This window comes from Limnospira indica PCC 8005 (genome assembly GCF_000973065.1).
Classification (GTDB): domain Bacteria; phylum Cyanobacteriota; class Cyanobacteriia; order Cyanobacteriales; family Microcoleaceae; genus Limnospira; species Limnospira fusiformis.
This window is the reverse complement of record NZ_FO818640.1, coordinates 3,108,701-3,133,556: the sequence shown is the minus strand read 5'-3', so window position 1 is coordinate 3,133,556 and position 24,856 is coordinate 3,108,701. Positions and strand designations below refer to the sequence as shown.

Below are 24,856 nucleotides of genomic sequence, written 5' to 3'. Positions count from 1 at the left end.
ACATGGAGAATGGCACGCCTAAGCCAAATCCGGGAAAACTTCCCTAACAGCAGGATGAACAAGTTGGTGATTTTCGACATTTAACCCCTTAGCTAAAGCGGCATCTTCAGCTAAAGCGCGAAGTCCTCGATCGCCTAATTTGAGAACATAAGGCAAGGTGCTATTATTTAAGGCTTGGGTAGCGGTACTGGGTACAGCCCCCGGCATATTGGGAACGCCATAATGAACCACGCCATACTCAATATAAGTGGGTTGACTGTGAGAAGTAGGTCGGAGAGTTTCAATACAACCGCCTTGGTCAACCGCCACGTCAACTAATACAGAACCGGGGCGCATTTTAGCGACCAATTCACGGGAAACTAAAATCGGGGTCCGAAAACCTGGAACCAAGACCGCACCAATGAGTAAATCAGCCTGGGGAACAGTAGCCTCAATGTGGGCTGAATTACTGTAAAGCAATTCTACCCGGGAACCAAACAAAGTTTCCAAATAGGAGAGGCGATCGACATTAATATCAATAATTGTGACCATAGCGCCCATACCCACGGCAATGCGGGCGGCTTCGGTGCCGACGATACCACCACCCAAAATCACGACGTGACCGGATTTGACACCGGGGAAACCACCCAGGAGAACGCCGCGCCCCCCTTGTTGGCGTTCCAGATATCTGGCTCCAAACTGTACGGAAAGGCGACCCGCAATGATACTCATGGGAGTGAGTAGTGGTAAGCGTCGGTCTGATAATTCTACTGATTCGTAGGCGATCGCATTCACCCCACTATTAATAAGGTGTTCCGTCAATTCCCTAGTCGCCGCCAGATGTAAATAAGTGAATAGAAGTTGTCCCTTCTGAATAAAGGGATATTCTGAGGGTAGGGGTTCTTTGACCTTGACCACCAATTCACGATTCCAGGCTTCTGTGGGTGAGGAAACCACCTCAGCGCCTGCTTCGAGATAGTCCTGGTCAGAAAATCCCGCCCCCACCCCGGCTTCTGTTTCTACAAAAACCTGATGGCCTTTTTCACAACAGACTCGGACACTACTGGGGCTTAATCCCACCCGAAATTCCTGATCTTTAACTTCTTTGGGGACACCAATTTGCATCTTACCTGAACCTTAATTTTGTGATAATGGCTGAACCGCAAACGCTCTCCACCATCTAGGGTATCATTTCCCGCACCACCAAACAGGAACCATAATCATCAGACTGCGATCGCCTACCGAATCACCCAATAGATCAACTCTCCCGCGCCGGGATATCTTTACCTGGTCTGTAGGGTGGCGGTAAATTGGCACCCCACTTAAATACTGTTTTCCTTATGGTCTCAAATCCTTTTCTGATAGGGGTTTCACCCCATACCGATCCGGCGTTTCCTGTTTTACCCCTAGACATTTAGAATCTTTCGGGTAGAATCAGAACAAAAAAATTAACCACCAATGCACAGTCAAAACCCAATTTTGGAGGGTAGACCCATTACACTCACTCTCAATTCGTCTAACGTTTCTACGGCCTCTGATGCCGATCAGCCTATTATCAAAATAGCGGGCCGCTCTTCCCTGAAAGGACAGGTAGCTATTAGCGGTGCTAAAAATGCGGCGCTAGTCATCATGGCTGGCGCTCTACTGTGTTCGGAAGACTGTCGGCTACGGAATGTTCCGTCATTGGTTGATGTCGGCACTATGGGGCAAATTCTATCGGCTGTGGGGGTAGACCTCAAACGAGATGGTAGTGTTATTGATATCAATGCTAGAGAACTTACTCACTCTGAAGCACCCTATGAGTTAGTTAGTCAGCTTCGAGCTAGTTTCTTTATTATCGGACCGCTTTTGGCGCGATTAGGGATAGCTAAGGTTCCCTTACCGGGGGGATGCGCTATCGGTGCTAGACCTGTGGATCTCCATGTTCAGGGACTACGGGCGATGGGCGCTCATGTGCAAATTGATCATGGGATCGTTGAAGCATACGTGACTGGGAGCGATCGCCGTCTCAAAGGCGCTAAGATTTATCTGGATTATCCCAGTGTGGGAGCCACCGAAACCCTGATGATGGCTGCAGTGTTAGCAGACGGGGAAACCATTATTGATAACGCGGCTCAAGAACCCGAAGTTATTGATCTGGCTAATTTCTGCCGGGCTATGGGCGCGAAAATTGAGGGCGCGGGAACTAAGAAATTAGTCATCTCTGGAGTTAGCCATCTGCACTCGGTGGATTATTCTATCATCCCCGATCGCATTGAGGCGGGGACTTTTTTATTGGCCGCAGCCATTACTGGCTCTGAACTAACCCTGGCTCCGGTTATTCCAGATCATCTCACCGCCGTGATTGCTAAGTTACGGAAAACTGGCTCAACTATTGTCGCCGAAGATAATCAAGTGATTCGGATTATTCCCGGTCAGGAAATCCTACCCACAGATATTGAAACCCTACCCTATCCTGGTTTCCCTACGGATATGCAGGCCCCTTTTATGTCTTTGCTAACTCTGAGCAAGGGTAATAGTCTGATTACTGAAACTGTTTTTGAAAACCGTCTACACCATGTGGCGGAATTGATTCGCATGGGCGCTGATATCCGCATGAAGGGTAATACGGCGATCGTTAGTGGTGTTCCTATTTTATCTGGTGCGCCAGTCAGGGCTACAGACCTAAGAGCCGGAGCCGCCTTAGTATTGGCTGCTTTAGCCGCTGAGGGTGAAACTACTATTTCCGATTTACAACATCTCGATCGCGGTTATGAACGCATCGATCTCAAGTTGAAAGATTTAGGCGCTCGGATAGAACGTATAGAGCCACTACCGGAATCGGAAAATTCTTCTGCCAAAGATAAGTAAACTAGGCTAATAATTAACTATAGGGGCATTATAGCTAACCTCAAGGTACTCCCTAGGTGTTGCTAACCCGCCCCTTGTTGTATTTCCCCAATGTTTGATTGAATACTATGGCTTTGTCTCCTAATCCTCTCATTGGTCTGAAAGCAGATCATTTCCGCCATCCCCTTGATTTACAAGCCACTAATGCTTTAAAGCAAATTCCCGGTTTAGATGTGATCGTCCGTCAGTTGCTCGGTTCCGTCGGTGAGCAGTTTTTCTATTTGGAAAATATTGCTTCGAGTGTTCTCGTCGGTGAAAAACAGCTTCCATATCTCCATAATCTCTTGTTGTCCGCTTGTCAGACTTTGGACTTGGAACCGCCACAGCTTTATGTTAGGTCTTCCCCAGTCCCTAATGCTTACACTTTGGCTATGCGGGGAAAACAGCCTTTTATTGTCCTACATACCTCTTTAGTGGATTTGTTGACTCCTGAAGAAATTCAAGCCGTGATTGGTCATGAGTTGGGACATCTCAAGTGTGAGCATGGTGTTTATCTGACTTTGGCGAATTTGATTATTTTGGCGGCGGGTCAATTCTCTACTTTGGGTGCGCTTTTGGTTCAGTCCCTACAAACTCAGATTCTTGAATGGGTCCGCTGTGCTGAGTTTACTTGCGATCGCGCTGCATTGTTGGCTACCCAAGACCCTAGAGTGGTGATGTCGGTTTTGATGAAGTTGTCCGGGGGTTCCCCAACTTTAGCCCCTCAACTTAATTTGGATGCTTTTCTTGAACAAGCGATCGCCTATGATCAAATGAGTAGTGATGAGTTGGGAGAGTTACTTAAACAAGCCCAAACCGCTCAACTCACCCATCCTCTACCTGTACTAAGGGCCAGAGAAATCTATCGCTGGGCCAGTAGCCCAGATTATAATTTTTTGTTGCAATCTGGAAAAATCGTGTATAATAACAAAGTAACCAATTCGGGCGGATGGCGAAATTGGTAGACGCACCACACTCAAAATGTGGCGACTTCGGTCATGTCGGTTCGAGTCCGACTCTGCCCACTATTAACTGACCTAATGCTGGTAGGAATAACCGGGATTTACTTAACCCGATAACTATACCTAGTTACTCAGATATTACTCACAATCTAGTCCTAGCACAGGAAAATAATTCTGTCAATAGGATGATTACTCAGTCAACAAGCACAACTTAATCAATCTGTCAAATACCCATACCACCCCCCAACCAAACACCGATAGGGTAACTCCCTTGTGATACCCGTCAATGGCAAGCCTATCGGTTCGTTCCTCACCATTGACTGCTATCACGTCGGTCGCACCCCCAAGAGTGTTTGTTCCGGTTGGGGGGAGGATATGTTTCAAAATCAACCACGACAACAGCAGAAGATAATTCCCCAAGCTATCAATGTACAAAGATACACCTATCAATGTACAAAGATATCAGACCGCCTTTCCATGGACTAGACCTATAGGTAAACCTATGAGCGATCGCCTATCCGGTTATCTATGGGTCTGATTCATAATCCTCGGTGAGGGGAAACTATGGGCTATCATCTGGCTGATATGAAAAGTGCGATCGCCTAATCTAAACTATCTCCTACCGGAACCAACCCGATACCCCTAAACAACTTTTCAACTGGTGACAATTACCGAGCAGAAACCGATACCAACATAATCAGTTCACCCCCAAAATCTTAGCCGTAGGTTGTAGGTAAAGCTATCTGTTGGGGGTAACTTAGTTCTGGGTAATATCTGGACATGATAGGGTAGGCATTCATATTTTAGAAGTTACATAATGTAAATACATTATGTAAATGAGAAAATACATAGACACCCCCTACAGTTAGAAACCATAGGGGGCTATTAAGTTATTGGAGTAGCTGTTAGGCTGTTAGCTGTTAGGGCTTACGCCAACTTGGGGTTGCACCGATAAAACATAGCTATAGCAGCCTGTTGAATCTTCTCATTGGTAGTCTGGTCAGATTTTCCGATATAGATATGGTGGTTGATTTTACCGTCCCAGCCCTTCAGGTTCCAGTACGCGAAATTGTTGATAGATGTTTTTTTGCAAGCCGTAAACCTTTTGCCGTTTAACTCAACAGAGAATGACTTGTTTTTTCTCAGGTAGTCAAACCACTCGGGCGTATCTAGTTCTACACAAGTTCCACCGGGGCCCTGTAGAAAATTGCTGAAATTTCCAGTATGTAGGCTGATTACTGGCAATAACTTAGGCATTGAAGTCACCCCCCATAAAGATATCGCTACTGTAACCATTGCCACTAAAGTCGGGCATAAATGATGCTGGCTGAATAACTGTCTCTTGAGACGATACCCACTTTTCTTGTACCGCCATAAAATCAACAGCGGCGTTATGGGCGATTTCGGCTAATTTCACCCTGGTATCTTGGTTAGCGTAGGGGATATCTCGTGACATCATTTGGGCGTAAATATCACGTGCTAATTCCGCGACAACCATCAACCTTGCTTGTTCTTCGTTCATGATATGGCTTTATCCTCTTAGTGTGTTGTTTGCCGTAGTTTACCGTCATTGCGGACGAATATTTATTGAACTTTATCCATTAAGTGTTTCGTGTAATTCAGCTCCTTAATCAGCAATTGCTTTTTAAGTTCAGTAATGGTTAATTCTGTTTCACAGTCGTCTAGTATTGACTTTAATGTTGCCAAACCCTCTTCTTTGTTGCTGTTGTAAACTAGACTATCTACCATAGTCTTAAACTTTACAAACATTTGATTATTGATATCTGTCATCATTTTTGTTCTCCTAGGTCAATGAACTAATTGGAAGTTAAATGATTTGCTTCCACAGGTTTTTACCGTTAACATTCATCATGTTATAAACCTCTGTTTTTCATTAAATTGGTTAATTCATTTACAGTAACCCGTGAATCTAAATAACCATCATTTTTAGCGGTTTCTATGGCTATTTTTAGCATTTTAGGGTCAATATCTGTCACCGCTTCAATTAACTCAGGACAACCCGCCTTTATCGCTTGCTCATTTTGTTTAGTTTTATTCTCAATACTTTGAGTGATAAAGCTATCTAAAAATTGTTCTGTACCGCTAGATACTGTAAATATTTTATCTTCTGCTAACTCCCAGTAACGGTTAAATGCTTTGATTGAATTATCTATTGATGTTTTGTATATCATTGAATGTGTAGCGATTACATCAATGGATAATCTGTAGTTAGCTATATCTTGTTTCCTTTTTTGTAGTCCTCTTTTGGTTTGAGCATAATTAGTGCAATTATTCATATCTCTCCAAAACATTTCTAAGCGAGATGATATCTTACCAAGATTTATATCCTCAATATCCGAAAGTTCTGACAATTCAAATTGATTACCTGCATATTCTTCACTTGTCATTGATTGTCGTTTTTTAAACCACATAGGAAACATACGGCGTTTTAATTCATTAAGTTCCCAAAACGTCCATAAAGGATGTATTGAATTAATTACTTTTAAAGCGAAAGCATTAAAAATCATGTTTTGACCGGGTGTTTGACTACTAATTGTTATTCGGCTATTTTTCCTGTTGAAGACTTTAAACAGTGAGAGCATATTTTCATTTTCAATTAATAAATTGGGGGTGATATCTTCCCAGACCAATAAAAAATTACGTTCAAACTCACTCCGTAATGGGTCGTAATATCTCTCTTGTTGTATCTTGTTTCTCAATGAAGCAAATGTGCTGTTAGCTAACACTGTGTCGGCGTTATATAGTGAAGCGGCAATAGTAGCTATCTGGCTTTTACCCGTTCCACTAGACCCCCAAAGAAACAGACACCCAGCGGTTGACATTAGCGTGACAGGTGAGCAAATAAAGCTAGTAATAATTGGGAATTGAACATCCGGATAGGGTAGGATAGCACAAGCTCTACATATTGACTCTATTTGTTCACCCAATGCACCATCAACGATTATTTCCTCTAATTCATCTGCCAATGAGTCGCGTATTAGCCTATAATCTAAATAGTCCTCAGACATGGTAGTGACCTCTTAATATATTGGCTTGCTGTATGGTAGTCATCCCCCCCAATATTGGGGGGGATTTTTGTGGTAATTAGCTGAGTTTCATTAACTCAAGTAACGCGATTAGGGTATCAGCGTCCAATTTTTTAACCTTGCTGTATAGGCTATCAAAATCAGGCTCACAATCAAGAATTTTTGCTGTAGACTCAACCCGTTCTTCCCAGGTTTTATATTTAGCCTTACCGCCAAAGCTACCATTTTTTTTACTAGTTTTTGATTCAACAAAATCAATAGCTTCTTGTACAGTGTACCCGGCAACAGTGGACTCAAAGGTATCTAATCCTGTGCTGTATTCGAGGATAAATCGTGCTAAATCATGCTTATTCTTGGCTGAATCAAAATCATTTGAATCAGTGGTATTATCTAATTCAAGGAGTCGCTCGGCTACCCGTGTGGCTGATTGTCCTAGATTTACAGTTCCGGTAAACATCATTTTACCGTTGGTTAGTAGTTTATCGGCATTGACTAAACTGAGTAGTGCTAACTCTACAGCGGTTGGCTTATATTCCCGTTTTTTGCCTTGATACTCACTAGAGTATTCAGCAATACAGAAGCGAACAGCTATCAACTGTTCTTCAAACTTCCACGACCTATCATTGAAGTTCTGGAAGTCACCGGACAGCCCATAACCGATAAGCCATAAGTGGGGAGGCTTGACAACGAATATAGCGCTCGTGATTTCTAAAAACGTTCCAGATTCTCCAGGTTTAACTGCACTGCAAAACGCGAATTTATCGTCATCTCTTTTACCGTAATATCCAATACTCATGATTACTCTTCCTCAGTTAATTGTTGATTGTTGATTGTGTTAGGTGATTCGATTCTGGCTGCAATTTGGCGACAAGCAGCCCAAAACAGTGGATTGCCAGATAAATAGACTCGAAGTCTTGACTCCTTAACAAGTTTAACTAAGTGAGTTTGCTTGATAAGTCTAATAATTGCAGAGCCTTGATAATCACCACGTGGTCTGTAACTACCCATTACCTGATAGGTAATATTCTTTACTTCAGGTGTTTTGTGTTCCTCAATATGTGTCAGAATTTGATAAGCCACAATGATTGTAGTTTGATCGAATTCATGCCGATTGTAGTGAGTTTGCACAAGTTCACCATTGAGGCTAAATATGCCGTTATAGTGTAGATTTCTCACGGTTGCTGTTCTCCTATTAACTTAAATTCTTGTGCTTTAAGATGTCGTTGGAACTCATCGATATTCATTAAATAAATACCTTGCCAGCGATAAGACCTTTTCCGAGTGACAAACCAAATATCTTCAATCATTCCGGGATTAAGGTAATGAAGCAATTGCATCTTGAGTTTAAAATCAGGTGTTAGCACTCCCTTTACTTCGATGTATTGGTTGAAAACTGGACTATAAAAGTCTGGCTTCCATGTAATTGGCTTCCAATCATTACAGTTATCAACCAAAGTTAATCGGGGGTGTATTGATAGGTTGTCATCATACTTTTTGAGTAGGTGATAAACCTTGCTCTCTAGCGTTGATGCAAAGTAATGCTCGTCATCATATTGTCCTTGGGCGTGATACTTGTTAATCATCATTATTTACCGCCTCTTTATCGCCACCAAATGCAGCTTAATAAATCCTCCATTATTCCCGGCAATATTCAAGTGCTTTATTGAGAATTGCCTCAATTTTATCTGGGTGTAATGGGATTAATGTGTTAATCATTTCTCCCACATAATAAGCCAGAAATTTATGGTCAAATTTAACGGCTGTTAATTGCCATTGAAGTTGTCCTCTTCCTGCATAGTTAGGAACCTTTATAGCAAACGACATTCCCACATACATCAACGGGTCAAGTTTAATATTCCTGAGATTTAACCGCACTTCTTTCCAGTGCTTTGATATCATGGTGATAGTCCTCGATGTTTGGTGTATTGGCTACCTTTTTACGGGTAGCCTTTTCTATTTCCCAATTAGACTGCTGTAATTAGACTGTTAGGGATTAACCTTGAAGCCCGGCTGAAAATGGGTCAGGGTCAGGCAATGATTCGGGCATATCAGGGTCAACATGATTATCGGAGAGATTCAAAAAGTGACCCTCCAAGGCAGCGATATCGTCAGCAATAGCACCAGAAACTTTACGTGGTATCTTGACACCACCACCAAGTTTAATCAGAGTTAGAATAGCTTTAATGCTATTCTTTAACGCGATAATCTCAGAGTAGGTTAATTCCAGATTAAAGTCCTTTTCGTCCGTTACAGATGCAAACACCAACTTTTCTTTTAATGTGTAGATAGGTGATGTTTTGGGATATGGCAGATAAGTAACTACCTGGTCAAGAAATCCGGCAAAGTTGCTGAACCTTTTTAAGATTGCCAGATATTCACTAGGTGAGAGTCCATGTGTATCCTTGGTTTTTACGCTGTCTTTGTCAAGCTGGTAAATAGCGGTATTTTGGTCTACTAATGTATTTTGGTTTTTACGCATCTGTCAGTGATTTTCAACTCATGGACAAAATCATTTTTCCAAAATACGATTGAGTTATTGAGTTGGAAATCACTGTTTTTGATATTTTTTGTTGTTGATGATGATTATTTTTAATCTAATTAATACTTATAAATACATAAGAAACATATAAGCCCAAAAAAATAAAAGAATTATTGACTTGATACCATAATTGTGAAATGTTTAAATTATCGCCACATACAACTCAAACAAAAGACCACTATTTTTTTATATAGTGGTCAATTCTCTTTGTCTACTTTTTGATGCTGATTTATTTTTTCACACTCTTATTGCCTTCGCTGCTAACAGGAGCATCAGCGAAAAGTTCACCCTGTACTTGGTTTGGTGCTTCACTTCTCTCAACAGTTAATTCACCCAGGTTAGCTAGGGCAAGCCCATCGCTGCTAGGAATTCTGAACATACTGTTATAGGTTCTTAATGATGCTGGCTTGATAGTAAAATAGTGAGCAAATACATATAACAAGCCACTAACAGAAACGATAGGAGGTGCTTTAATACTGATAAATCTCAGTATTTTTTCGCCTACCCGTGTTTGGGTGTATTTACGCCACTAGCCAGGATTAACCGGAGCCTCAACAAAGAAGCGGGTGTATTCAGACTTCTTGTATGCTCTTACTCGAGTTCCTCTTAGGATATTACGTCTGTTAGCATTAGGCGTGGAAGTATTGCTAACAGGTGGTCTCCAAATGGTTAATTCCCTAACATTGGCTGGCTCATTAGTTACTGAACTTCCACTTAAAATGTGGAGTAAAAGCATAGGCATAGGTACGCCTATTTTTGAAGTTGCATCCACTGGAACTTCAACTACTAAACTTCTGCCTAGGTGTGGACCCTTGGCTGTTGCTAAGTTTGCTATCCAATCATCTTTGTATTTGTTCCATGCGTCAGCTAAAGGCATGATATCAGTTTCCTTTTTTCTAAATTGTCTAAATCAGGGTAGGTAAAACGATGATATTAGCGCCTACCCGATATCCATTAATCAACAAATAGCTCTGTAGCTATTACATCAATACTGCCGTCAGTAGGGTCTAAAACATCGTCTGTTGGAATTGACAATGAAACAGTTACGAGACCTGTAGCCATATTTCGGGTATAAGCAGTGACTACGGTTGCACCATCAGGATTATTACTTGCAGTAGATTGCATTCGTTGGGTTGGCTCAATAATTTCAAGTAATTGGTTTTCCAGTGTCGCAGCGCCTAGCGTTTTCTTAGTAGCCATAATCTCACCTTGATTTTATTCAATACCTAGACTATAGCAGTGTATTTGCTGATTGTGGCTGCTATGGTTCTTTCAACAGAAGCTACATATATGTAGCAGCTTTTGAGTTAAACGCGACGGTACGCTACCAATACCAACATTACGCTAACTACCAGTTTAACCATGTCTAAGTATGTTGGTAATCTCTTTCATCGTGGATGATAGTTAGTGACTGATATGACTCAATGATTAGGTTGTAGTTGGGGGTTGATTTCCAGTTTTTCACTCTAACGATGTCCTCGTAGCTTTCCGTATGACATTATCAACCCAACTAGGTTTTCTCTGGAAATGTAGAGGAATTTTGACTTTGGTTTTTCTAGGGTCCTGATACATCGCCAAGACACTACCTTCACCTAAGTCGATTTTAGCTTGTTCAAATTTATCAATTAATTCCCAGTTAAGTATTTTCACTTCACTGATATACATTTTGCTCTCTTTAATTCTTTTCGCATTTTCCCTACCGCCAAAACCTTTTCTTTCCTCGAAGGTAATAGGATACACGATTTTAGCGTCAGTTAAATCAACTAATTGTTTACAGATATTTTCTGCCTCATTTTGACTAGATTCATTCATAAAAAACGCAAATCTTCTGCCATTACTCATAGTACAAGTAACCTTAATATTCCCTTTAGTAAATGCTGATTTACTGGGTTGAGTAAATATCCTTTGTCACCTATCCCATGTAATTTTATCCCTACTAACCGACGGTAACTCTATTTGAGTTTTTGGCAGTGTTGACCGCCTATCTTTAGTCCAGTATGGTGGTTTTTCGTAGTTGTACAAAACCAAAGTTAACTGTATTTTAAGATTAGCTGACGTACTGATTTCCCGAAAATCACCTGACCCCATAAATTGACCTATATCCCTATTCCCTAGTATTTCAGTTTGAGCCAATGTACTCGCAACATTTTCCGGCAAATTTCTCAAAGATGACACAAGTCTGAATCTTTCTCCACCAGCTTATACTACAGCATTAACTAATTGTTGTTATCTATTTTCTTCTATTCTTTGCAGTGCCATATATTCATCTAAACCTTGAGCGACTAAGATGATAGCTTCTTTACAGTTCTCGCTAAACTCATCCCCGAATTCCTCGGAACTGTCTTGGTTCCAAATAGTGTTTATATTTCCATCATATTTTTCTGGTAATTTCTCCCTAGCTTCCCTTCTCTGTTTTCCCAAAGACCATTCTTCACCTTTTTCTTCACCCCATTTTTCAATCGTTCCTTTACCACCAGGAACCATTTAAACAATAGACCTTGCTAGTGTTGTTGGGCTTTTTGTTAAAAACATTTTAACAACCCGTCTACCGTGTTTAAATAACGTCCATGCTATTGCTTTCATAGCCATGTTAAATGACTGTTTAACGCATGAACCGAATGCTGTAGATACTTCCATAAGCATTTCAGGTCCCTTGCTTAATGCTACGTGCATAGCAGCCGCTTTATTGATAAATGCAAGACCTGCTACTGGTAAAACACCACATACTAATTTCCCAGCCATATTACCTAAAAACCCAGCCGTGGTGGTTATAAATTGTCCGGCAATATTTGGGATGTTTCTATCAATATCACTATCGCTAATATTCCCATTAAAATTCCCAAAGCTGTCCCAATTAGAGGTAATAAATCTCGCTACTTTCTCAAAGCTAAAGTTAGATAAAAACTTAGTAATTCCTTCCCATAGCCAACCTCCAAAACTTTTGCCCCATTCAACAACTTTACCAGTAAATTTGGCTCATAATTTGCCAAACCAACCCATTTCCTGGGTAGATGTTCTTTGGGTTAAATTAACTTGTCTAACGCCATTTCTACCTATACTGCTACGGGTTTGATGGCTAGACAAGCTACGAGTACTCCTTAGCATTCTTGCACTTCTGGCAACCATTACAAAGTCCCTCTTAGTGGGTTATCGCCATCAATCAATTCGGTTTCTATCTTGATATCAGGAAAGTCTTTTTTCAGTAATTCTTGTACTTTTTCGGTTTCCTCTTCTCTGATATCATCCTGTTTTTTCATTGAATCATATAACCGCGTTAAATCGGCTAATATGTCTTTTGCTGGGTCATTACTGTTCACCTGTAAAGTACCTTGAGCGCGTAAGCAAATATTTATTGAATTTGATTTAATGTTGTTTGTAATGTTTCTTTTGCATCCTTCTGGTTGGTAATCTTAATTTTGCTTTCATTGGGTTCCAGTAGTTCCTCAAAATTATCAGCCTCCGGGGTAAATGCTGTTTTAAGTGTTTCATATTTTTCCTCGGTAGCGAATCCCAAATCATCAATTATTTCAGATACTTTCCTACCAGCTTTAAAAGCGGCAGCATGAGCCAAACCTGCTTCATGTAACGCCGTTAAAACAGCGTTTTTTGTAACCTGATGAGAGATAGCAATTTCCATTACCATACCAAATATTTCAGCAATTGATTCAGCTAAGTTAGGTAATTTGATTTCGGCTTTTTCTTCGGCTTTGGTCATGAGATTGACATCATCAATCTCTACTTTAACTTCAAATTCACCCCATCTTTCGTCATCTATGTCAAATCTGTACATTAGCCATTCTGGCAATGTGTTTATTCGTTTAAGAAACAAGATGTGTTACAAGGTTCTATAGACTTACAGATATTTGATGGGAACCTAGCCACAGAAAACGGGTTAAATCTAGGTATCATAAAACTCCCTTATTATGGGGGAATCCATACCGAAAATTTATTAATCGAATTGATTACCAATCAGACAGAAGGATTAGCTATAGATTCACATTCTGTATGACAAGCTAGATGTTTAAATCAATTACACAATAATGATTCAATTAATATTTTTGGTATGGCAGAATACCAACTTGATACCTTACCCAAAACACCATCATTAACTCAACCCGAAAATTTTGGGATTTCCGTAGGTAATACCCCTACACTTATCCGCGCAGCCAATACTTAGAGATATCGCTTACACCTACAGAACACGGGTAGCGTTGGGGTTTGGTTTAGTCATGGACACATCAGCAATTGCATACCAGGTCAATGTTTATGGCTACCGCCTAACACTGCATGGGATGACGAGTTAAAATCTACTGCTAGTATCTACGGGATAACAGAGGATAGTGTTTCGCAGATTGTCGGGTTAGAGCAGACAATCACTTACTAACCGGCTACAATGGAATTATTTAGGAGGTAGGTGATTATGAGTTTTTCGGTTTATAGTAGCGCTCTAAATTTAGACACTCTCAATATTACTGCTAAGATACCGGGTACTCCCGTTACAACCGCTATTAGTTTAACGGCTAATACAGTTGCCGAATTAGTGGCAGTAAATGCTAACACAAACGGGCGTAATGTATTTATCAAAAATCGGTCTAATGTACCCGTTCATTTAATCTTAGAACCCACAAAAAATACCGTAGCTAATGCCGCATTTTCTGTGAAGCCGGGTGATACTGTTATGCTCACTATTGGCGCTAGTAAACTACAAGCTATTGCCGAATCAGTTGCTGATATTTCAGTGACCTTGGTTGAGCTGGTCACTGTAGATTAAATAGTTGGGGGATAATCCCCCTTTTTTCGGAATCTTTATTATGACTAATTTCAATATTTACTCTAGTAAATTTGGGCAATCAACCGATGACTTGCCAGAAGCTGAAGTTAATCTGTATTTAACTAATGAACGGATACAAGCAGTTATTGACTCAAATACTAATTTCGCGCCATCCGGTCACGGTCATATATGGGGCGACATCAGTAGTGCGCCTGCTACCGCAACCAGGTGGCCTACTTGGTCTGAAGTTACAAGTAAACCGACAACGTTTACTCCATCAGAGCATACACATTCAAACATTACATTAACCGCAGGAGATGGTTTATCAGGAGGAGGAACATTAGCAGCTAATAGAACAATTAATGTAGATTCAACTGTAGTAAGAACTACAGGCAATCACACTTTCACAGGAATTAAAACATTTAACATAATAAATAATCCAGTATATTTTTTAAATAATGAAAGTTGTTTTGATAAAAATATGCTTATTAATTTTCATGTTTGGAGGGGGTTTGACATACGCCGGATAGGGTCTACTGCTGGTTCGGCAAGTTTAGTACTAAATAGTAGAGTTGGAGGAAATAGCTGGGCGTTTTCTCATCAGGGAAATTATTCTATGCGACTTGAAGCAGAGGCTAATCCTAGAGTATTTATATATCATGGTATTAATTTTCTTGAAAGTAATGTTTGGCGAGGTGCTCCTAGCGATAGATATGCAATACACTTATATAACGGGCAGACATATTTTATGAAGCACTCAACTCTTTCATCATCTGGAGTACATACTAGATTTAGAGTAGGAGGCACAAACGTATCTTTGATTAACGATAGTGGAGATTATGTTAAAGGTTCTTCGGATATGAGATTTACAACAGTTGTTAATGAGAGTATTAATAGCTTAGATGGACTTCAAAAATTATATTTAATTAAATTTAAATATAATGAGTTAGCAGCCATGGATTTTCTACACAATAAACTAAAATCGGTTTAATCGCACAAGAAGTTCAAGAGCACTACCCCGATGCAGTTTAAGTGGTTCAAAATGACCACACAGATAGCCCTGAAGTTGACGACAAAAAAATAGATTATCTGACGATTCTTTATGAAAAATTAGTTCCTTTATTAGTGGCAGGGATTCAAGAATTATCTCAAAAATTAGACGCACTAGGTAAACCCACAGCATCTACAAATGGTAAGATCAGTAATTTACCGACAAGCCCTATCGGTTTAAGTGTAGGTGATTTATGGTGTGACACGGATAACGATAATGTAATCAAGCAGGTGAGATCATGTCTAACAAATATGATATATCTGAAACTAATTGGTTTTTAGCTTACAACCAATACTTACTCAAAGAGGATGATACAGCACACGGAAGTAAACGATTGCCAGATATATCAGGTAGCAAATTTGTGAGGATATTATTTGATGCAGACCAAGTTTCTATTTATGGGAAAATGGCAGGATGGTTAAAATTTTACACATACAATGATATGAAGCAGAATATGATGGTTAAACGTGAAACTATTTGGCTAAATGAATATCAAATAATTGAATCACCACCATATAGTAATTTTTACGCAATCTTTGAACCCTTGGAGAGGATTAAATGGTTTACCCTTTATTTTTGGAGATTAATGCAATGAGTATAATCATACTAGAGGTGATGTTATTGATAACTGTTATTGTTGATTTTGGCATTTATTGATAGGCAATAACATAGGGGTGAACTGATTATGTTGGTATCGGTTTCTGCTCGGTAATTGTCACCAGTTGAAAAGTTGTTTAGGGGTATCGGGTTGGTTCCGGTAGATGATAGTTCAGGTTTTGCGATCGCACATAGGTTTACCTATAGGTCTAGTCCATAGAAAGACAGCCTAATATCTTTGTACATTGATAAATTAATAAGTCCCTTTCTATGGCTACCTACGGCTATCATGTTGACTTTGAAACATACCTCCCCCCCCAACCAGAACAAGCACTCTTGGGGGTGCGACCGACGTGATAGCAGTCAATGGTGAGGAACGAACCGATAGGCTTGCCATTGACGGGTATCACAAGGGAGTTACCCTATCGGTGTTTGGTTGGGGGGTGGTATGAGTGTTTGACAGATTAATTAAGTTGTGCTTGTTGACTGAGTAATCATCCTATTGACAGAATTATTTTCCTGTGCTAGGACTAGATTGTGAGTAATATCTGAGTAATCAGGTACGACTATCGGGTTGAGTGTTTCCCGGTTATCGCCGTTAGGATAAGGGTTCAACTGAAATGGAGCTAAGCGGACTCGAACCGCTGACCCCTGCAATGCCATTGCAGTGCTCTACCAACTGAGCTATAACCCCGGACAAGACATCTTTTAATGTACCACAGGATGATTGGTTAAGTCAATGATTTTGGCAAAAATTTTTTGATAGCCTCGCCCAGAGGCAGGAAAATCGATCGCCCCCCACTGGTAATGGTCGCCCCACGGGGTCTAAAGGTGGGACTGTAGGCGATCGCACCAGATCACATATAGGAGTAAGCATGATGAGACATTTGGGTAAGGTGGTCGATACACGAACCCATGAGAAAATAAACCACAACCATAGCGACGGCGGAAATAGCCACTAATATACCAGCGAGGACAAAGGAAGACTCTCGATATCGAGCGGCTTGCTGCATCAGATGTACAGACCAAGCCACCAGAGCTATATCAATTATTAGAATAGGAATCAGCATAAGTTACGTTTTGTAACATTTCTTCTATTCTAACAGGAGTTTCGTAACTGAGCCGGTAATGCGGAAAATTTAATCTTTTGTTTAGGTAAAACTCCCGTGGGGAAACCATTAGACGTGGGGGAGTGCGTGGGGACGGACGGGAATATGGCGAGTGGCGAGATAGGATTTGATTTCAGCGACGCTTAACTGTCCGTAATGTAACAGAGAAGCCAATAAAGCCGCCTCCGCGCGTCCCTCGGTTAAGGCTTCGTAGATATGCTGAGAGGTTCCCGCGCCCCCAGAGGCAATCACGGGAATTTCGACACTTTCAGCGATAGTCCGGGTTAATTCCAGGTCATAGCCTGCTTGTGTGCCGTCTGCGTCCATACTGGTGACCAGAAGTTCTCCCGCGCCTCGTTGCGCCAATTCTTTCGCCCAAGCGATCGCATCAAGTCCGGTATTTTCGCGACCACCACGGACAAAAACATCCCAACCGGGATTATTTGGGTCAGTGCGCCGACGGGCATCAATAGCGACTACAATACACTGAACACCAAAGCGATCGCTGGCTTTATTGATTAAATCTGGGTCACGGACCGCCGCCGAGTTAATGCTGACCTTATCAGCCCCCGCCCTTAACAAATTTTTAATCATTTCTAAGTTTTGGATACCCCCCCCGACGGTCAAAGGGATAAACACCTGTTCAGCGGTACGATAGACCACATCAATAATGATATCGCGGTCTTCATGGGTAGCGGTAATGTCCAGAAACACCAATTCATCAGCCCCCGCGTCATTATAGGCGGCAGCCAATTCCACCGGGTCGCCAGCGTCTTGGAGATTAACAAAATTGACACCCTTGACCACCCGACCGGCTCTAACATCTAAACATGGTAAAATGCGTTTAGCAAGCATAGCAACTCCTCGATTATGGGGCAAAAAATTCCTTTTCTAGTTTAACTGTTTTGGGCGACCTGATTAGATGTTGTTAATTTTTGCCAATAGTCAGTCAAATCTCGCGCGACTGTGGGGGCTAGAAAATATAGTCCCAATAGATTAGGAATTGACATGGTTAGATACATGGCATCACTGAATTTAATCACCGCTTGAGGATTGACGATCGCCCCTAAAAATATGGCGGTTAAAAATAGGAGTTTATAAATAATCGCCCAGCGTTGTCCTAATAAATATTGCCAACACAATTCCCCATAATATCCCCAGGCTATCATCGTGGAGAAAGCAAAGCAAAATAAAGCCGCAGCCAACACATAAGGGAACCAATGAATCACGGAACCAAAGGCGGCGGATGTGATTTCTGCGCCTCCTAAATTCGCCCAGGCGGGGTTATTATAGGCTCCGGTAATAATGATAACTAAGGCGGTCATATTGCAGATAATGACCGTATCAATTAATGGTTCCAGGGTGGCGACTATTCCCTCTCGGATAGGTTCATCTGTGCGAGCGGCAGCATGAGCGATCGCCGCAATTCCCAAGCCCGCCTCATTAGAAAAAGCCGCCCTTCTAAACCCTTGAATTAAGGCTGCCAAACCTCCCCCCACGACAGCTTGAGCGTCAAAAGCCGAGGCGAAAATAGTAGCGATCGCATCAGGAATTTTTGCCCAATTGACCAGCAGAACCCACAGCGCGGCCATTACATATATAGCACACATGAAGGGAACCAGAACCGCCGTAATTTGAGCTATACGGCGAATACCCCCAATAATGACCAATCCGACCAAAAGCACCAAAACCGAGCCATAGAGCCACCCCTGAGAGGCGAATACGGGAAAAACTCGTGCGATCGCCACCTTAGACTGATTAGCTTGAAAGATGCTGGAACTCCCCAAGGCAGCGGCGATCGCCAAAACAGCAAACATAGCGGCCAAAACCCGACCCAAGTTTTTTTGTCCCAAGTCCTGTAAACCCGCCGATAGATAATACATAGGACCCCCGGCGATCGTACCATCTGGGTTAACGAGGCGGTATTTTTGAGCGAGGGTACATTCCACAAATTTACTACTCATTCCCAGAAAACCGGCGAGAGTCATCCAAACCACAGCCCCCGGACCTCCCAAACCAATAGCGATCGCCACTCCCGCAATATTTCCTAATCCCACAGTAGCCGATAAAGCGGTAGCCAATGCTTGAAAGTGGGAAACTTCCCCCTCATCTTCCGGGTTATCATAGACTCCCAAAACCACTTTAATAGCGTGTGTGAAACCCCTAAGATTAACAAATCTCATCCACAGGGTGAAAACCAGACCACCCGCCATAAACCAGACCACAATTAAGGGTATCCCCCCCACTTCCACAAAGATAATTCTGTAGACAATCTCCAGAATCTGGGCAGCTATAATCGATATATTAGGCAATTTATCCATCTGGCAATTATAACTCCCTTGGTAGCCAAAGCTGGGCAGTCACAAAAGATTTCCCTAAGAAACGGGGTTTCTGAAAGTCTGGGGATGGGGTAAAATGGGGATACTATCCTGAAGCTGTTGGATCATGGTAACCACCGAAACTGAAATCTTAGGGATTTTGCGTAACCTCCCCCAACCCGCCCTAGAAGAAGCTAAAATATTCTTAGACTTTTTAGCTTGGCGGTATCAAAAAACCTCACCCAAAGGAGCAACTTTAATCGCCAATTTGCGGGGAAAAGCTACAGGGGAGATGACCACTGATGAGATCCTGAATTTAACGCGGGGTGAGGAATGACGGATTTTCTCCTAGATAGTGGCGTTGGCTCAAATCATCGGGAATTTCGAGGCTGATTTTGTGAGTCATGATGTCAGTTTCTCTGGGTGAAGTGGGTGGGTTTTACCAGCATGATATTCAGCCATTGCTGAAGCCGCGAGTTGAGCCAGAATATCTGGAGAACGTGAGAATGATTCATCCCAACGACACTCCTGCTCAATTTCTTCTAGGATGATTGCAGCGATCGCATTTTGCTGACTCTCAGACAAGGTTTGTAATCGCGCGATCGCACTTGCGAGTAATTCGGTCATGGCTACCTGGTCAATAATTAATAATTAATAATTAATAATGAATAATGAATTGCAGGACCCCAAAATCGCATTTTGCTCACTCTCAGACAAAGTTTGTAACCGGGCGATCGCACTTGCGAGTAATTCGGTCATGGCTATTTTACCCCATATTGATGCTCACTCCTAGTATTACCGATTTCAGACCAATTGACGACTCCCCCGACGGGATATTGTCTGTGGTGGATTCTAGCCGCATGGGGTAAAATTGTGGTGGTATCCCTATCCGGTGCGTGGCCATGGATGAACAACAACTGCAAGCCTATCTCTCCCTGATTCAAGAACTGCTCACCTGTCGCAGTGGGGAGGAAGCGGCGATATTGAGCAACCACCCGGAACTGGTGGATGAGGGATTGGTGCAGGTGATGCGCGACGAAGCCGAAAAGAGGGCGCAACAGGGGCGGGGGAATGTAGGCTGGTTGCGGGATTTTGCCGATACAATCGAAGCGGTTAACTATGAGTTGCCTCGGCTAGAAACTAAATCGACAGCCGATGCTCTGTTGGATCAAGGATTTCAACAGTATCAACAGAGTCAATATTCCCAAGCCTGGGAATCTTTGCAACAGTCTCTCGCCTTGTATGAAGACATCGGGGATAAGGCTAACATCGCTTTATGTTGGGGACAGTTAGGTTGTATTGAGCGCGACCGGGGCAACTGGGAGGAGGCGGAGGGTCTGTATCAGCAATCTTTGGCATTGAGAACCGAATTGGGCGATCGCGCCGGGATGGCTACCTCTTGGGGAGTGTTGGGAGATATCCAGCGCAATCGGGGCAACTGGGACGAGGCGGAGGGTCTGTATCAGCAATCTTTGGCATTGAGTACCGAATTGGGCGATCGCGCCGGGATGGCATCCTCTTGGGGAGTGTTGGGAGATATCCAGCGCAATCGCGGCAACTGGGACGAGGCGGAGCGTCTGTATCAGCAATCTTTGGCATTGAGAACCGAATTGGGCGATCGCAAAGGGATGGCTACCTCTTGGGGACAGTTGGGAGATATCCAGCGAAATCGGGGCAACTGGGAGGAGGCGGAGCGTCTGTATCAGCAATCTTTGGCATTGAGAACCGAATTGGGCGATCGCTCCGGGATGGCAACCTCTTGGGGAGTGTTGGGAGATATCCAGCGAAATCGGGGCAACTGGGAGGAGGCCGAGCGTCTGTATCAGCAATCTTTGGCATTGAGAACCGAATTGGGCGATCGCAAAGGGATGGCTACCTCTTGGGGAGTGTTGGGAGATATCCAGCGCAATCGGGGCAACTGGGACGAGGCGGAGGGTCTGTATCAGCAATCTTTGGCATTGAGAACCGAATTGGGCGATCGCGCCGGGATGGCAACCTCTTGGGGAGTGTTGGGAGATATCCAGCGAAATCGGGGCAACTGGGAGGAGGCGGAGCGTCTGTATCAGCAATGTTTGGCAATTGAAACCGAATTGGGCGATCGCGCTGGGATGGCTACCTCTTGGGGAGTGTTGGGAGATATCCAGCGCAATCGGGGCAACTGGGAGGAGGCGGAGCGTCTGTATCAGCAATCTTTGGCATTGAGTACCGAATTGGGCGATCGCGCCGGGATGGCAACCTCTTGGGGACAGTTGGGAGGTATCCAGCAACTTCGGGGCAACTGGGAGGAGGCCGAGCGTCTGTATCAGCAATCTTTGGCTTTGAGAACCGAATTGGGCGATCGCAAGGGGATGGCTACCACTTGGGGAAGTTTGGGAGATATCCAGCGCAATCGCGGCAACTGGGAGGAGGCGGAGCGTCTGTATCAGCAATCTTTGGCATTGAGAACCGAATTGGGCGATCGCGCGGGGATGGCAGCCGTTTGGGGAGTGTTGGGAGATATCCAGAACCTTCGCGGCAACTGGGAGGAGGCGGAGCGTCTGTATCAGCAATCTTTGGCATTGAGAACCGAATTGGGCGATCGCGCGGGGATGGCAGCCGTTTGGGGAGTGTTGGGAGATATCCAGAACCTTCGCGGCAACTGGGAGGAGGCGGAGCGTCTGTATCAGCAATCTTTGGCATTGAGAACCGAATTGGGCGATCGCTCCTGGATGGCAGCCGTTTGGGGAGTGTTGGGAGATATCCAGCGATTTCGGGGCAACTGGGACGAGGCCGAGCGTCTGTATCAGCAATGTTTGGAAGTGATGACTGAATTGGGCGATCGCGCCGGGATGGCTGATGTTTACAATGTTCTCGCCTTTGTCCATCAACACTTAAACCGAATTCCCGAAGCCCTTGCCGCCTGGAAAGAAGGGTTAACCATTTGTCCCCCCGACCGATTCCCCCTAGAAGCCTTGGATATCGGTCGCAATTTAGGCGATGCTGCCTTTGAGATTCAAGACTGGGACACCGCCATCTATGGCTATGAGGCGGCCATTGAAGCCGTCGAAACCCGTTGCACTTTCACCGACTCCTACAGCGAGAAACAACAACGCCGGGAAGCCGCCGTAGACCTCTATCCCCAACTCGTGCAAGCCTGCATCAACGCCGAAGATATCGGGAAAGCCCTAGCCAGCGTCGAACGCAGCAAATCCCGCAACCTCATCGAACTCCTCAGCAACCGCGACCTTTACCCCAAAGGCGACATTCCCCCAGAACTCCTGAAACAACTCGACCGCCTCCGTCGGGAAGTCACCGCCAAACAGCGACTTATCGAAACCCTCGAAACCCCCACCAACCCCGATAATCAGGACATCGGCGGACTGGGACAACGGGGCAGCAGTGCCGCCAACTTCACCCCGGAAGTCATGAACAGCCTGCGTCAAGAGTACGAACAGGCGCAAAAGGACTTAAGCCAACTCCTGGAAACCATCAACACCTACGACCCCAACTTCAGCCTCACCCAACGAGTCCCACACATCCAATTCTCGAAAATTCAGGAGTTATTGGATAAAGATACCCTGTTGATGGAATGGTATCTCAGCCCCCAAGGAATTTATACCTTTATCGTCAGGGGCGAAACCGGGGAAATTTCCGTGCATCTTTCCCCCCCAGAACACCTGAAGCAATTACAGGAGTTGCGCGAAACCTATCTCCAAACCTATCAACGCCACCACTCCGACGACTGGGAAACCAATCTCGACCACTTCCTGCGCCGTCTCCGGGATATCCTGGAATTACCCCAACTCCTCCCCCAAATTCCCCCCACCTACCGCCGCCTAATTGTCGTCCCCTATCGGGAGTTGCATCTGTTCCCCCTCCACGCCTTACCCCTGGGGGATGGCGATGAACCGGACTATCTCGCGGATAGATTCCCCCTCGGAGTCACCTATAGCCCCAGTTGTCAATTCCTGGAAGTCTCCCAACGCCAGCGCAAAACCAGCAACCGCCAGCGCTTCTTTGCCATCCAAAATCCCACCGAAGACCTAGACTATGCCGACTTAGAGGTTGAAGCCATTTTAGCCAACTTCTCCACCAACGCCCGCTATCTCGCCCGCCAGCAAGCCAGCAAAACCAGCCTCAATCAAAACCCCCACCGCCAAGCCTTCCAAGGGGCGGACTATCTCCATTTTGCCGGACATGGGGCGTTCAATTTCAACAGTCCCCTCCTCTCTCCCCTCGTCTTAGCCGGGGCGAAAGTCTCCGTCAGTGACTCACAAGGGCGAACCCTCTCCGAGGAAACCACCCCCTCTGAACCCGCCGAGACTCGTTTTCTCCCTTGGCGCAAAGGCACCCAGATTGACTTGAGCAAATGTTACACCCTGGGAGAATTGTTTGAACTGGATTTACCCGCCTGTCGCCTAGTGATTCTCTCCGCTTGTGAAACGGGGTTAACAGACTTTTCCCCCAACTTGGAAGAGTATATCAGTTTGGGGCTAGGGTTTCTGTATGCGGGGGCGGCGAACGTGATTTGCAGTCTTTGGGCGGTGAATGATGTCTCGACGGCGATTTTGATGGTAAAATTGTATGAGGAAATGCAGACCCAGCCCTCGGTGGCGTTAGCCTTGAAACAGGCTCAAGAGTGGATGAGAGCAGTCACGAAGCAGGAGTTAACGGCGTGGCTGAATGAGCAGGACTCGGCGGGAAACCCTTATCCCAAGGCGAAACTCCGAGATAACTTGGGGTTAGGTCTTAAACGCGCCGATTACCGACCCTATAAACATCCTATCCATTGGGGGGCATTTTGTGCGATCGGAGTTTAGTCAATAATTAATAATTAATAATTAATAATTAATAATGAATTGAGTCAATAATTAATAATTAATAATTAATAATTAATAATGAATTGAGCGCAACCCCACACCCTCCAATCTCCCGACGAATGATGTATAGTTAGAGACTCGACCCACCTTGGAAAATCCATGACCAGCAACAGTTCATTAGAAGAACGCCTAGCCGCCGTCGAAGCAGCCATCACCCAAATTCGAGAACAGATTGCCCCTACTCAATCGATGAATGGGTTACGAGAAATCACCGGGTCTTTCAAGGATGAACCGGCTTTTGAGGAAATCCTAGCACTAGGACAAGCCATTCGTCGAGGGGATGAGTCTGTATTGGATGCACCGGAACAGGAATGAGATATTTACTGGATACTGATCACCTGAGCATTATTCAACGCCAATCCGGGGCAGATTACAACAATCTAGCAGCACGAATGGCTCAATATCCCCCATCGGATTTTGCCATTTCGGTGATCACGATTCAGGAACAAATGCTAGGTTGTCATGCTTATATTAACCGCGCTCGTCATCCCACTGAACTGGTTAAGGGATATGATATCATGATACGGCTAGTCGCTGACTTTCAACGATTATCGATTCTCCCTTTTGATGCGATCGCTGCCCAAACTTTAGATCGATTAAACACACAACGGATTCAACTGGCTCGGATGGATGCTAGAATTGCAGCGATCGCACTGTCGAGGTCTATGATTTTATTAACCCGTAATCATCGAGATTTTAGCAAAGTGACAGGATTGGTCATAGAAGATTGGACAATAGGAAGATAAATCAACCAGA

The 24,856-nt window shown here is 43.8% G+C and carries 29 protein-coding genes, 2 tRNA genes and 3 pseudogenes; 12 read left to right on the top strand and 22 right to left on the bottom strand.

The annotated features are described in order from the left end of the window. Nucleotides 1–18: 18 nt before the first annotated feature. The gene (ald, locus tag XZ46_RS13690) at nt 19–1,104 is read right to left on the bottom strand and encodes an alanine dehydrogenase (protein ID WP_006625337.1); all 1,086 of its coding nucleotides are present in this window, start codon (nt 1,102–1,104) and stop codon (nt 19–21) included. A 333-nt stretch (nt 1,105–1,437) separates the two neighbouring features. Here ald and murA point away from each other — a divergent pair, with 333 nt between their 5' ends. The 3 genes from murA to XZ46_RS13680 all read left to right on the top strand — a co-directional run bounded on the left by murA (nt 1,438) and on the right by XZ46_RS13680 (nt 3,872). After that, entirely contained in the window at nt 1,438–2,829 is a 1,392-nt protein-coding gene (murA, locus tag XZ46_RS13685; RefSeq protein WP_006625339.1) for a UDP-N-acetylglucosamine 1-carboxyvinyltransferase, read from the top strand. A 107-nt stretch (nt 2,830–2,936) separates the two neighbouring features. After that, nucleotides 2,937–3,812 carry a M48 family metallopeptidase gene (locus XZ46_RS29520; protein WP_006625340.1) on the top strand — a complete coding sequence of 292 codons (876 nt, stop codon included), beginning with the start codon at nt 2,937–2,939 and terminating at the stop codon, nt 3,810–3,812. Beyond that, nucleotides 3,791–3,872, top strand: a tRNA-Leu gene (locus XZ46_RS13680). The genes XZ46_RS29520 and XZ46_RS13680 overlap by 22 nt, the downstream gene beginning before the upstream one ends. A gap of 864 nt (nt 3,873–4,736) precedes the next feature. Here the strand turns inward: XZ46_RS13680 and XZ46_RS13670 are convergent. From XZ46_RS13670 to XZ46_RS13590, 16 genes and pseudogenes are all read right to left on the bottom strand, one after another. Then, the gene (locus XZ46_RS13670) at nt 4,737–5,066 is read right to left on the bottom strand and encodes a hypothetical protein (RefSeq protein WP_006668239.1); all 330 of its coding nucleotides are present in this window, start codon (nt 5,064–5,066) and stop codon (nt 4,737–4,739) included. Next, nucleotides 5,059–5,331, bottom strand: a complete 273-nt coding sequence (locus XZ46_RS13665; RefSeq protein WP_006625542.1) for a hypothetical protein — start codon at nt 5,329–5,331, stop codon at nt 5,059–5,061. Before XZ46_RS13665 ends, XZ46_RS13670 begins: the two co-directional genes overlap by 8 nt. A gap of 62 nt (nt 5,332–5,393) precedes the next feature. Beyond that, the gene (locus XZ46_RS13660; RefSeq protein WP_006670878.1) at nt 5,394–5,603 is read right to left on the bottom strand and encodes a hypothetical protein; all 210 of its coding nucleotides are present in this window, start codon (nt 5,601–5,603) and stop codon (nt 5,394–5,396) included. A 34-nt stretch (nt 5,604–5,637) separates the two neighbouring features. After that, nucleotides 5,638–6,838: pseudogene (locus tag XZ46_RS13655) on the bottom strand (hypothetical protein). A gap of 76 nt (nt 6,839–6,914) precedes the next feature. Then, nucleotides 6,915–7,652, bottom strand: a complete 738-nt coding sequence (locus tag XZ46_RS32625; RefSeq protein WP_006668237.1) for a hypothetical protein — start codon at nt 7,650–7,652, stop codon at nt 6,915–6,917. A 2-nt stretch (nt 7,653–7,654) separates the two neighbouring features. Beyond that, a complete protein-coding gene (locus XZ46_RS13645) occupies nt 7,655–8,032 on the bottom strand; it encodes a hypothetical protein (RefSeq protein WP_006625344.1) in 378 nt (125 codons plus the stop codon). Further along, the gene (locus tag XZ46_RS13640; protein ID WP_048895073.1) at nt 8,029–8,442 is read right to left on the bottom strand and encodes a hypothetical protein; all 414 of its coding nucleotides are present in this window, start codon (nt 8,440–8,442) and stop codon (nt 8,029–8,031) included. The genes XZ46_RS13645 and XZ46_RS13640 overlap by 4 nt, the downstream gene beginning before the upstream one ends. A gap of 52 nt (nt 8,443–8,494) precedes the next feature. Further along, nucleotides 8,495–8,755, bottom strand: a pseudogene (locus tag XZ46_RS13635) (hypothetical protein); the annotation flags it as partial. Nucleotides 8,756–8,849: 94 nt separating this feature from the next. Beyond that, on the bottom strand, nt 8,850–9,335 hold the full coding sequence (locus tag XZ46_RS13630; protein WP_048895092.1) for a hypothetical protein: 486 nt from the start codon (nt 9,333–9,335) through the stop codon (nt 8,850–8,852). A 589-nt stretch (nt 9,336–9,924) separates the two neighbouring features. Next, entirely contained in the window at nt 9,925–10,272 is a 348-nt protein-coding gene (locus tag XZ46_RS36725) for a hypothetical protein (protein WP_006668232.1), read from the bottom strand. A gap of 77 nt (nt 10,273–10,349) precedes the next feature. After that, nucleotides 10,350–10,595 (bottom strand): hypothetical protein, encoded by a 246-nt coding sequence (locus XZ46_RS13620; RefSeq protein ID WP_006622122.1) that lies wholly within the window; start codon nt 10,593–10,595, stop codon nt 10,350–10,352. Between the two features lie 261 nt (nt 10,596–10,856). Continuing rightward, complete coding sequence (locus XZ46_RS13615; RefSeq protein WP_228116336.1) at nt 10,857–11,207, bottom strand: hypothetical protein; 351 nt, start codon at nt 11,205–11,207, stop codon at nt 10,857–10,859. Nucleotides 11,208–11,621: 414 nt separating this feature from the next. Then, nucleotides 11,622–11,879: a hypothetical protein gene (locus tag XZ46_RS13605; protein ID WP_006625347.1), complete on the bottom strand. Its 258-nt coding sequence runs from the start codon at nt 11,877–11,879 to the stop codon at nt 11,622–11,624. After that, on the bottom strand, nt 11,880–12,137 hold the full coding sequence (locus XZ46_RS13600; protein ID WP_035759536.1) for a hypothetical protein: 258 nt from the start codon (nt 12,135–12,137) through the stop codon (nt 11,880–11,882). Nucleotides 12,138–12,371: 234 nt separating this feature from the next. After that, complete coding sequence (locus XZ46_RS37560; protein WP_257720165.1) at nt 12,372–12,500, bottom strand: hypothetical protein; 129 nt, start codon at nt 12,498–12,500, stop codon at nt 12,372–12,374. Between the two features lie 20 nt (nt 12,501–12,520). Beyond that, nucleotides 12,521–13,218 (bottom strand): annotated as a pseudogene (locus XZ46_RS13590) (hypothetical protein); the annotation flags it as partial. A 597-nt stretch (nt 13,219–13,815) separates the two neighbouring features. Here XZ46_RS13590 and XZ46_RS13580 point away from each other — a divergent pair. Genes XZ46_RS13580 through XZ46_RS13570 form a run of 5 tightly spaced genes read left to right on the top strand, consistent with a single transcriptional unit; the run spans nt 13,816 to nt 15,812 of the window. Next, nucleotides 13,816–14,166: a hypothetical protein gene (locus tag XZ46_RS13580; RefSeq protein ID WP_048895090.1), complete on the top strand. Its 351-nt coding sequence runs from the start codon at nt 13,816–13,818 to the stop codon at nt 14,164–14,166. Nucleotides 14,167–14,206: 40 nt separating this feature from the next. Continuing rightward, nucleotides 14,207–15,157 (top strand): hypothetical protein, encoded by a 951-nt coding sequence (locus XZ46_RS13575; RefSeq protein WP_048895089.1) that lies wholly within the window; start codon nt 14,207–14,209, stop codon nt 15,155–15,157. Continuing rightward, nucleotides 15,148–15,198 (top strand): tail fiber domain-containing protein, encoded by a 51-nt coding sequence (locus tag XZ46_RS38300; RefSeq protein ID WP_396442620.1) that lies wholly within the window; start codon nt 15,148–15,150, stop codon nt 15,196–15,198. Before XZ46_RS13575 ends, XZ46_RS38300 begins: the two co-directional genes overlap by 10 nt. After that, the gene (locus XZ46_RS29500) at nt 15,199–15,498 is read left to right on the top strand and encodes a hypothetical protein (protein WP_006625356.1); all 300 of its coding nucleotides are present in this window, start codon (nt 15,199–15,201) and stop codon (nt 15,496–15,498) included. Further along, a complete protein-coding gene (locus XZ46_RS13570) occupies nt 15,456–15,812 on the top strand; it encodes a hypothetical protein (RefSeq protein ID WP_006625357.1) in 357 nt (118 codons plus the stop codon). The genes XZ46_RS29500 and XZ46_RS13570 overlap by 43 nt, the downstream gene beginning before the upstream one ends. A 623-nt stretch (nt 15,813–16,435) precedes the next feature. Here the strand turns inward: XZ46_RS13570 and XZ46_RS13565 are convergent. The 4 genes from XZ46_RS13565 to XZ46_RS13550 form a co-directional block, all read right to left on the bottom strand. Then, nucleotides 16,436–16,508 (bottom strand) — tRNA-Ala (locus XZ46_RS13565). Nucleotides 16,509–16,671: 163 nt separating this feature from the next. Next, nucleotides 16,672–16,884 carry a hypothetical protein gene (locus XZ46_RS13560; protein WP_006625359.1) on the bottom strand — a complete coding sequence of 71 codons (213 nt, stop codon included), beginning with the start codon at nt 16,882–16,884 and terminating at the stop codon, nt 16,672–16,674. Nucleotides 16,885–16,992: 108 nt separating this feature from the next. Further along, the gene (hisF, locus tag XZ46_RS13555; RefSeq protein ID WP_006616338.1) at nt 16,993–17,778 is read right to left on the bottom strand and encodes an imidazole glycerol phosphate synthase subunit HisF; all 786 of its coding nucleotides are present in this window, start codon (nt 17,776–17,778) and stop codon (nt 16,993–16,995) included. A gap of 41 nt (nt 17,779–17,819) precedes the next feature. Beyond that, entirely contained in the window at nt 17,820–19,244 is a 1,425-nt protein-coding gene (locus tag XZ46_RS13550) for an alanine/glycine:cation symporter family protein (protein ID WP_008051220.1), read from the bottom strand. Between the two features lie 124 nt (nt 19,245–19,368). Between XZ46_RS13550 and XZ46_RS13545 the strand changes: the two genes are divergently transcribed. Continuing rightward, nucleotides 19,369–19,578: a hypothetical protein gene (locus XZ46_RS13545; protein ID WP_006625362.1), complete on the top strand. Its 210-nt coding sequence runs from the start codon at nt 19,369–19,371 to the stop codon at nt 19,576–19,578. A gap of 65 nt (nt 19,579–19,643) precedes the next feature. Here the strand turns inward: XZ46_RS13545 and XZ46_RS13540 are convergent, their stop codons facing one another. Then, nucleotides 19,644–19,868, bottom strand: a complete 225-nt coding sequence (locus XZ46_RS13540; RefSeq protein ID WP_008051217.1) for a hypothetical protein — start codon at nt 19,866–19,868, stop codon at nt 19,644–19,646. A 275-nt stretch (nt 19,869–20,143) separates the two neighbouring features. Here XZ46_RS13540 and XZ46_RS13535 point away from each other — a divergent pair, with 275 nt between their 5' ends. From XZ46_RS13535 to XZ46_RS13525, 3 genes are all read left to right on the top strand, one after another. Beyond that, nucleotides 20,144–24,040, top strand: coding sequence for a CHAT domain-containing protein (locus XZ46_RS13535; protein WP_008051215.1), 3,897 nt, complete (start codon nt 20,144–20,146; stop codon nt 24,038–24,040). Nucleotides 24,041–24,199: 159 nt separating this feature from the next. Further along, nucleotides 24,200–24,415 carry a hypothetical protein gene (locus XZ46_RS13530; protein WP_008051213.1) on the top strand — a complete coding sequence of 72 codons (216 nt, stop codon included), beginning with the start codon at nt 24,200–24,202 and terminating at the stop codon, nt 24,413–24,415. Next, entirely contained in the window at nt 24,412–24,846 is a 435-nt protein-coding gene (locus XZ46_RS13525) for a type II toxin-antitoxin system VapC family toxin (RefSeq protein ID WP_008051211.1), read from the top strand. The genes XZ46_RS13530 and XZ46_RS13525 overlap by 4 nt, the downstream gene beginning before the upstream one ends. Nucleotides 24,847–24,856: the final 10 nt, after the last annotated feature.

Excerpts from the sequence above, each read along its gene's own strand:
- XZ46_RS13525 (WP_008051211.1), top strand. The coding sequence starts at position 24,412 with ATGAGATATTTACTGGATACTGATCACCTGAGCATTATTCAACGCCAA.
- XZ46_RS13540 (WP_008051217.1), bottom strand. The coding sequence starts at position 19,868 with ATGACCGAATTACTCGCAAGTGCGATCGCGCGATTACAAACCTTGTCT.
- XZ46_RS13640 (WP_048895073.1), bottom strand. The coding sequence starts at position 8,442 with ATGATGATTAACAAGTATCACGCCCAAGGACAATATGATGACGAGCAT.
- XZ46_RS13615 (WP_228116336.1), bottom strand. The coding sequence starts at position 11,207 with ATGAATGAATCTAGTCAAAATGAGGCAGAAAATATCTGTAAACAATTA.
- XZ46_RS13560 (WP_006625359.1), bottom strand. The coding sequence starts at position 16,884 with ATGCTGATTCCTATTCTAATAATTGATATAGCTCTGGTGGCTTGGTCT.
- XZ46_RS13580 (WP_048895090.1), top strand. The coding sequence starts at position 13,816 with ATGAGTTTTTCGGTTTATAGTAGCGCTCTAAATTTAGACACTCTCAAT.
- XZ46_RS13620 (WP_006622122.1), bottom strand. The coding sequence starts at position 10,595 with ATGGCTACTAAGAAAACGCTAGGCGCTGCGACACTGGAAAACCAATTA.
- XZ46_RS37560 (WP_257720165.1), bottom strand. The coding sequence starts at position 12,500 with ATGCTAAGGAGTACTCGTAGCTTGTCTAGCCATCAAACCCGTAGCAGT.
- XZ46_RS13550 (WP_008051220.1), bottom strand. The coding sequence starts at position 19,244 with ATGGATAAATTGCCTAATATATCGATTATAGCTGCCCAGATTCTGGAG.
- XZ46_RS13665 (WP_006625542.1), bottom strand. The coding sequence starts at position 5,331 with ATGAACGAAGAACAAGCAAGGTTGATGGTTGTCGCGGAATTAGCACGT.
- XZ46_RS13660 (WP_006670878.1), bottom strand. The coding sequence starts at position 5,603 with ATGATGACAGATATCAATAATCAAATGTTTGTAAAGTTTAAGACTATG.
- XZ46_RS13600 (WP_035759536.1), bottom strand. The coding sequence starts at position 12,137 with ATGGCTGGGAAATTAGTATGTGGTGTTTTACCAGTAGCAGGTCTTGCA.
- XZ46_RS13630 (WP_048895092.1), bottom strand. The coding sequence starts at position 9,335 with ATGCGTAAAAACCAAAATACATTAGTAGACCAAAATACCGCTATTTAC.
- XZ46_RS13530 (WP_008051213.1), top strand. The coding sequence starts at position 24,200 with ATGACCAGCAACAGTTCATTAGAAGAACGCCTAGCCGCCGTCGAAGCA.
- murA (WP_006625339.1), top strand. The coding sequence starts at position 1,438 with ATGCACAGTCAAAACCCAATTTTGGAGGGTAGACCCATTACACTCACT.
- XZ46_RS29520 (WP_006625340.1), top strand. The coding sequence starts at position 2,937 with ATGGCTTTGTCTCCTAATCCTCTCATTGGTCTGAAAGCAGATCATTTC.
- XZ46_RS36725 (WP_006668232.1), bottom strand. The coding sequence starts at position 10,272 with ATGCCTTTAGCTGACGCATGGAACAAATACAAAGATGATTGGATAGCA.
- XZ46_RS32625 (WP_006668237.1), bottom strand. The coding sequence starts at position 7,652 with ATGAGTATTGGATATTACGGTAAAAGAGATGACGATAAATTCGCGTTT.
- XZ46_RS13535 (WP_008051215.1), top strand. The coding sequence starts at position 20,144 with ATGGATGAACAACAACTGCAAGCCTATCTCTCCCTGATTCAAGAACTG.
- XZ46_RS13575 (WP_048895089.1), top strand. The coding sequence starts at position 14,207 with ATGACTAATTTCAATATTTACTCTAGTAAATTTGGGCAATCAACCGAT.
- XZ46_RS13605 (WP_006625347.1), bottom strand. The coding sequence starts at position 11,879 with ATGGTTCCTGGTGGTAAAGGAACGATTGAAAAATGGGGTGAAGAAAAA.
- hisF (WP_006616338.1), bottom strand. The coding sequence starts at position 17,778 with ATGCTTGCTAAACGCATTTTACCATGTTTAGATGTTAGAGCCGGTCGG.
- XZ46_RS13670 (WP_006668239.1), bottom strand. The coding sequence starts at position 5,066 with ATGCCTAAGTTATTGCCAGTAATCAGCCTACATACTGGAAATTTCAGC.
- ald (WP_006625337.1), bottom strand. The coding sequence starts at position 1,104 with ATGCAAATTGGTGTCCCCAAAGAAGTTAAAGATCAGGAATTTCGGGTG.
- XZ46_RS13570 (WP_006625357.1), top strand. The coding sequence starts at position 15,456 with ATGTCTAACAAATATGATATATCTGAAACTAATTGGTTTTTAGCTTAC.
- XZ46_RS13545 (WP_006625362.1), top strand. The coding sequence starts at position 19,369 with ATGGTAACCACCGAAACTGAAATCTTAGGGATTTTGCGTAACCTCCCC.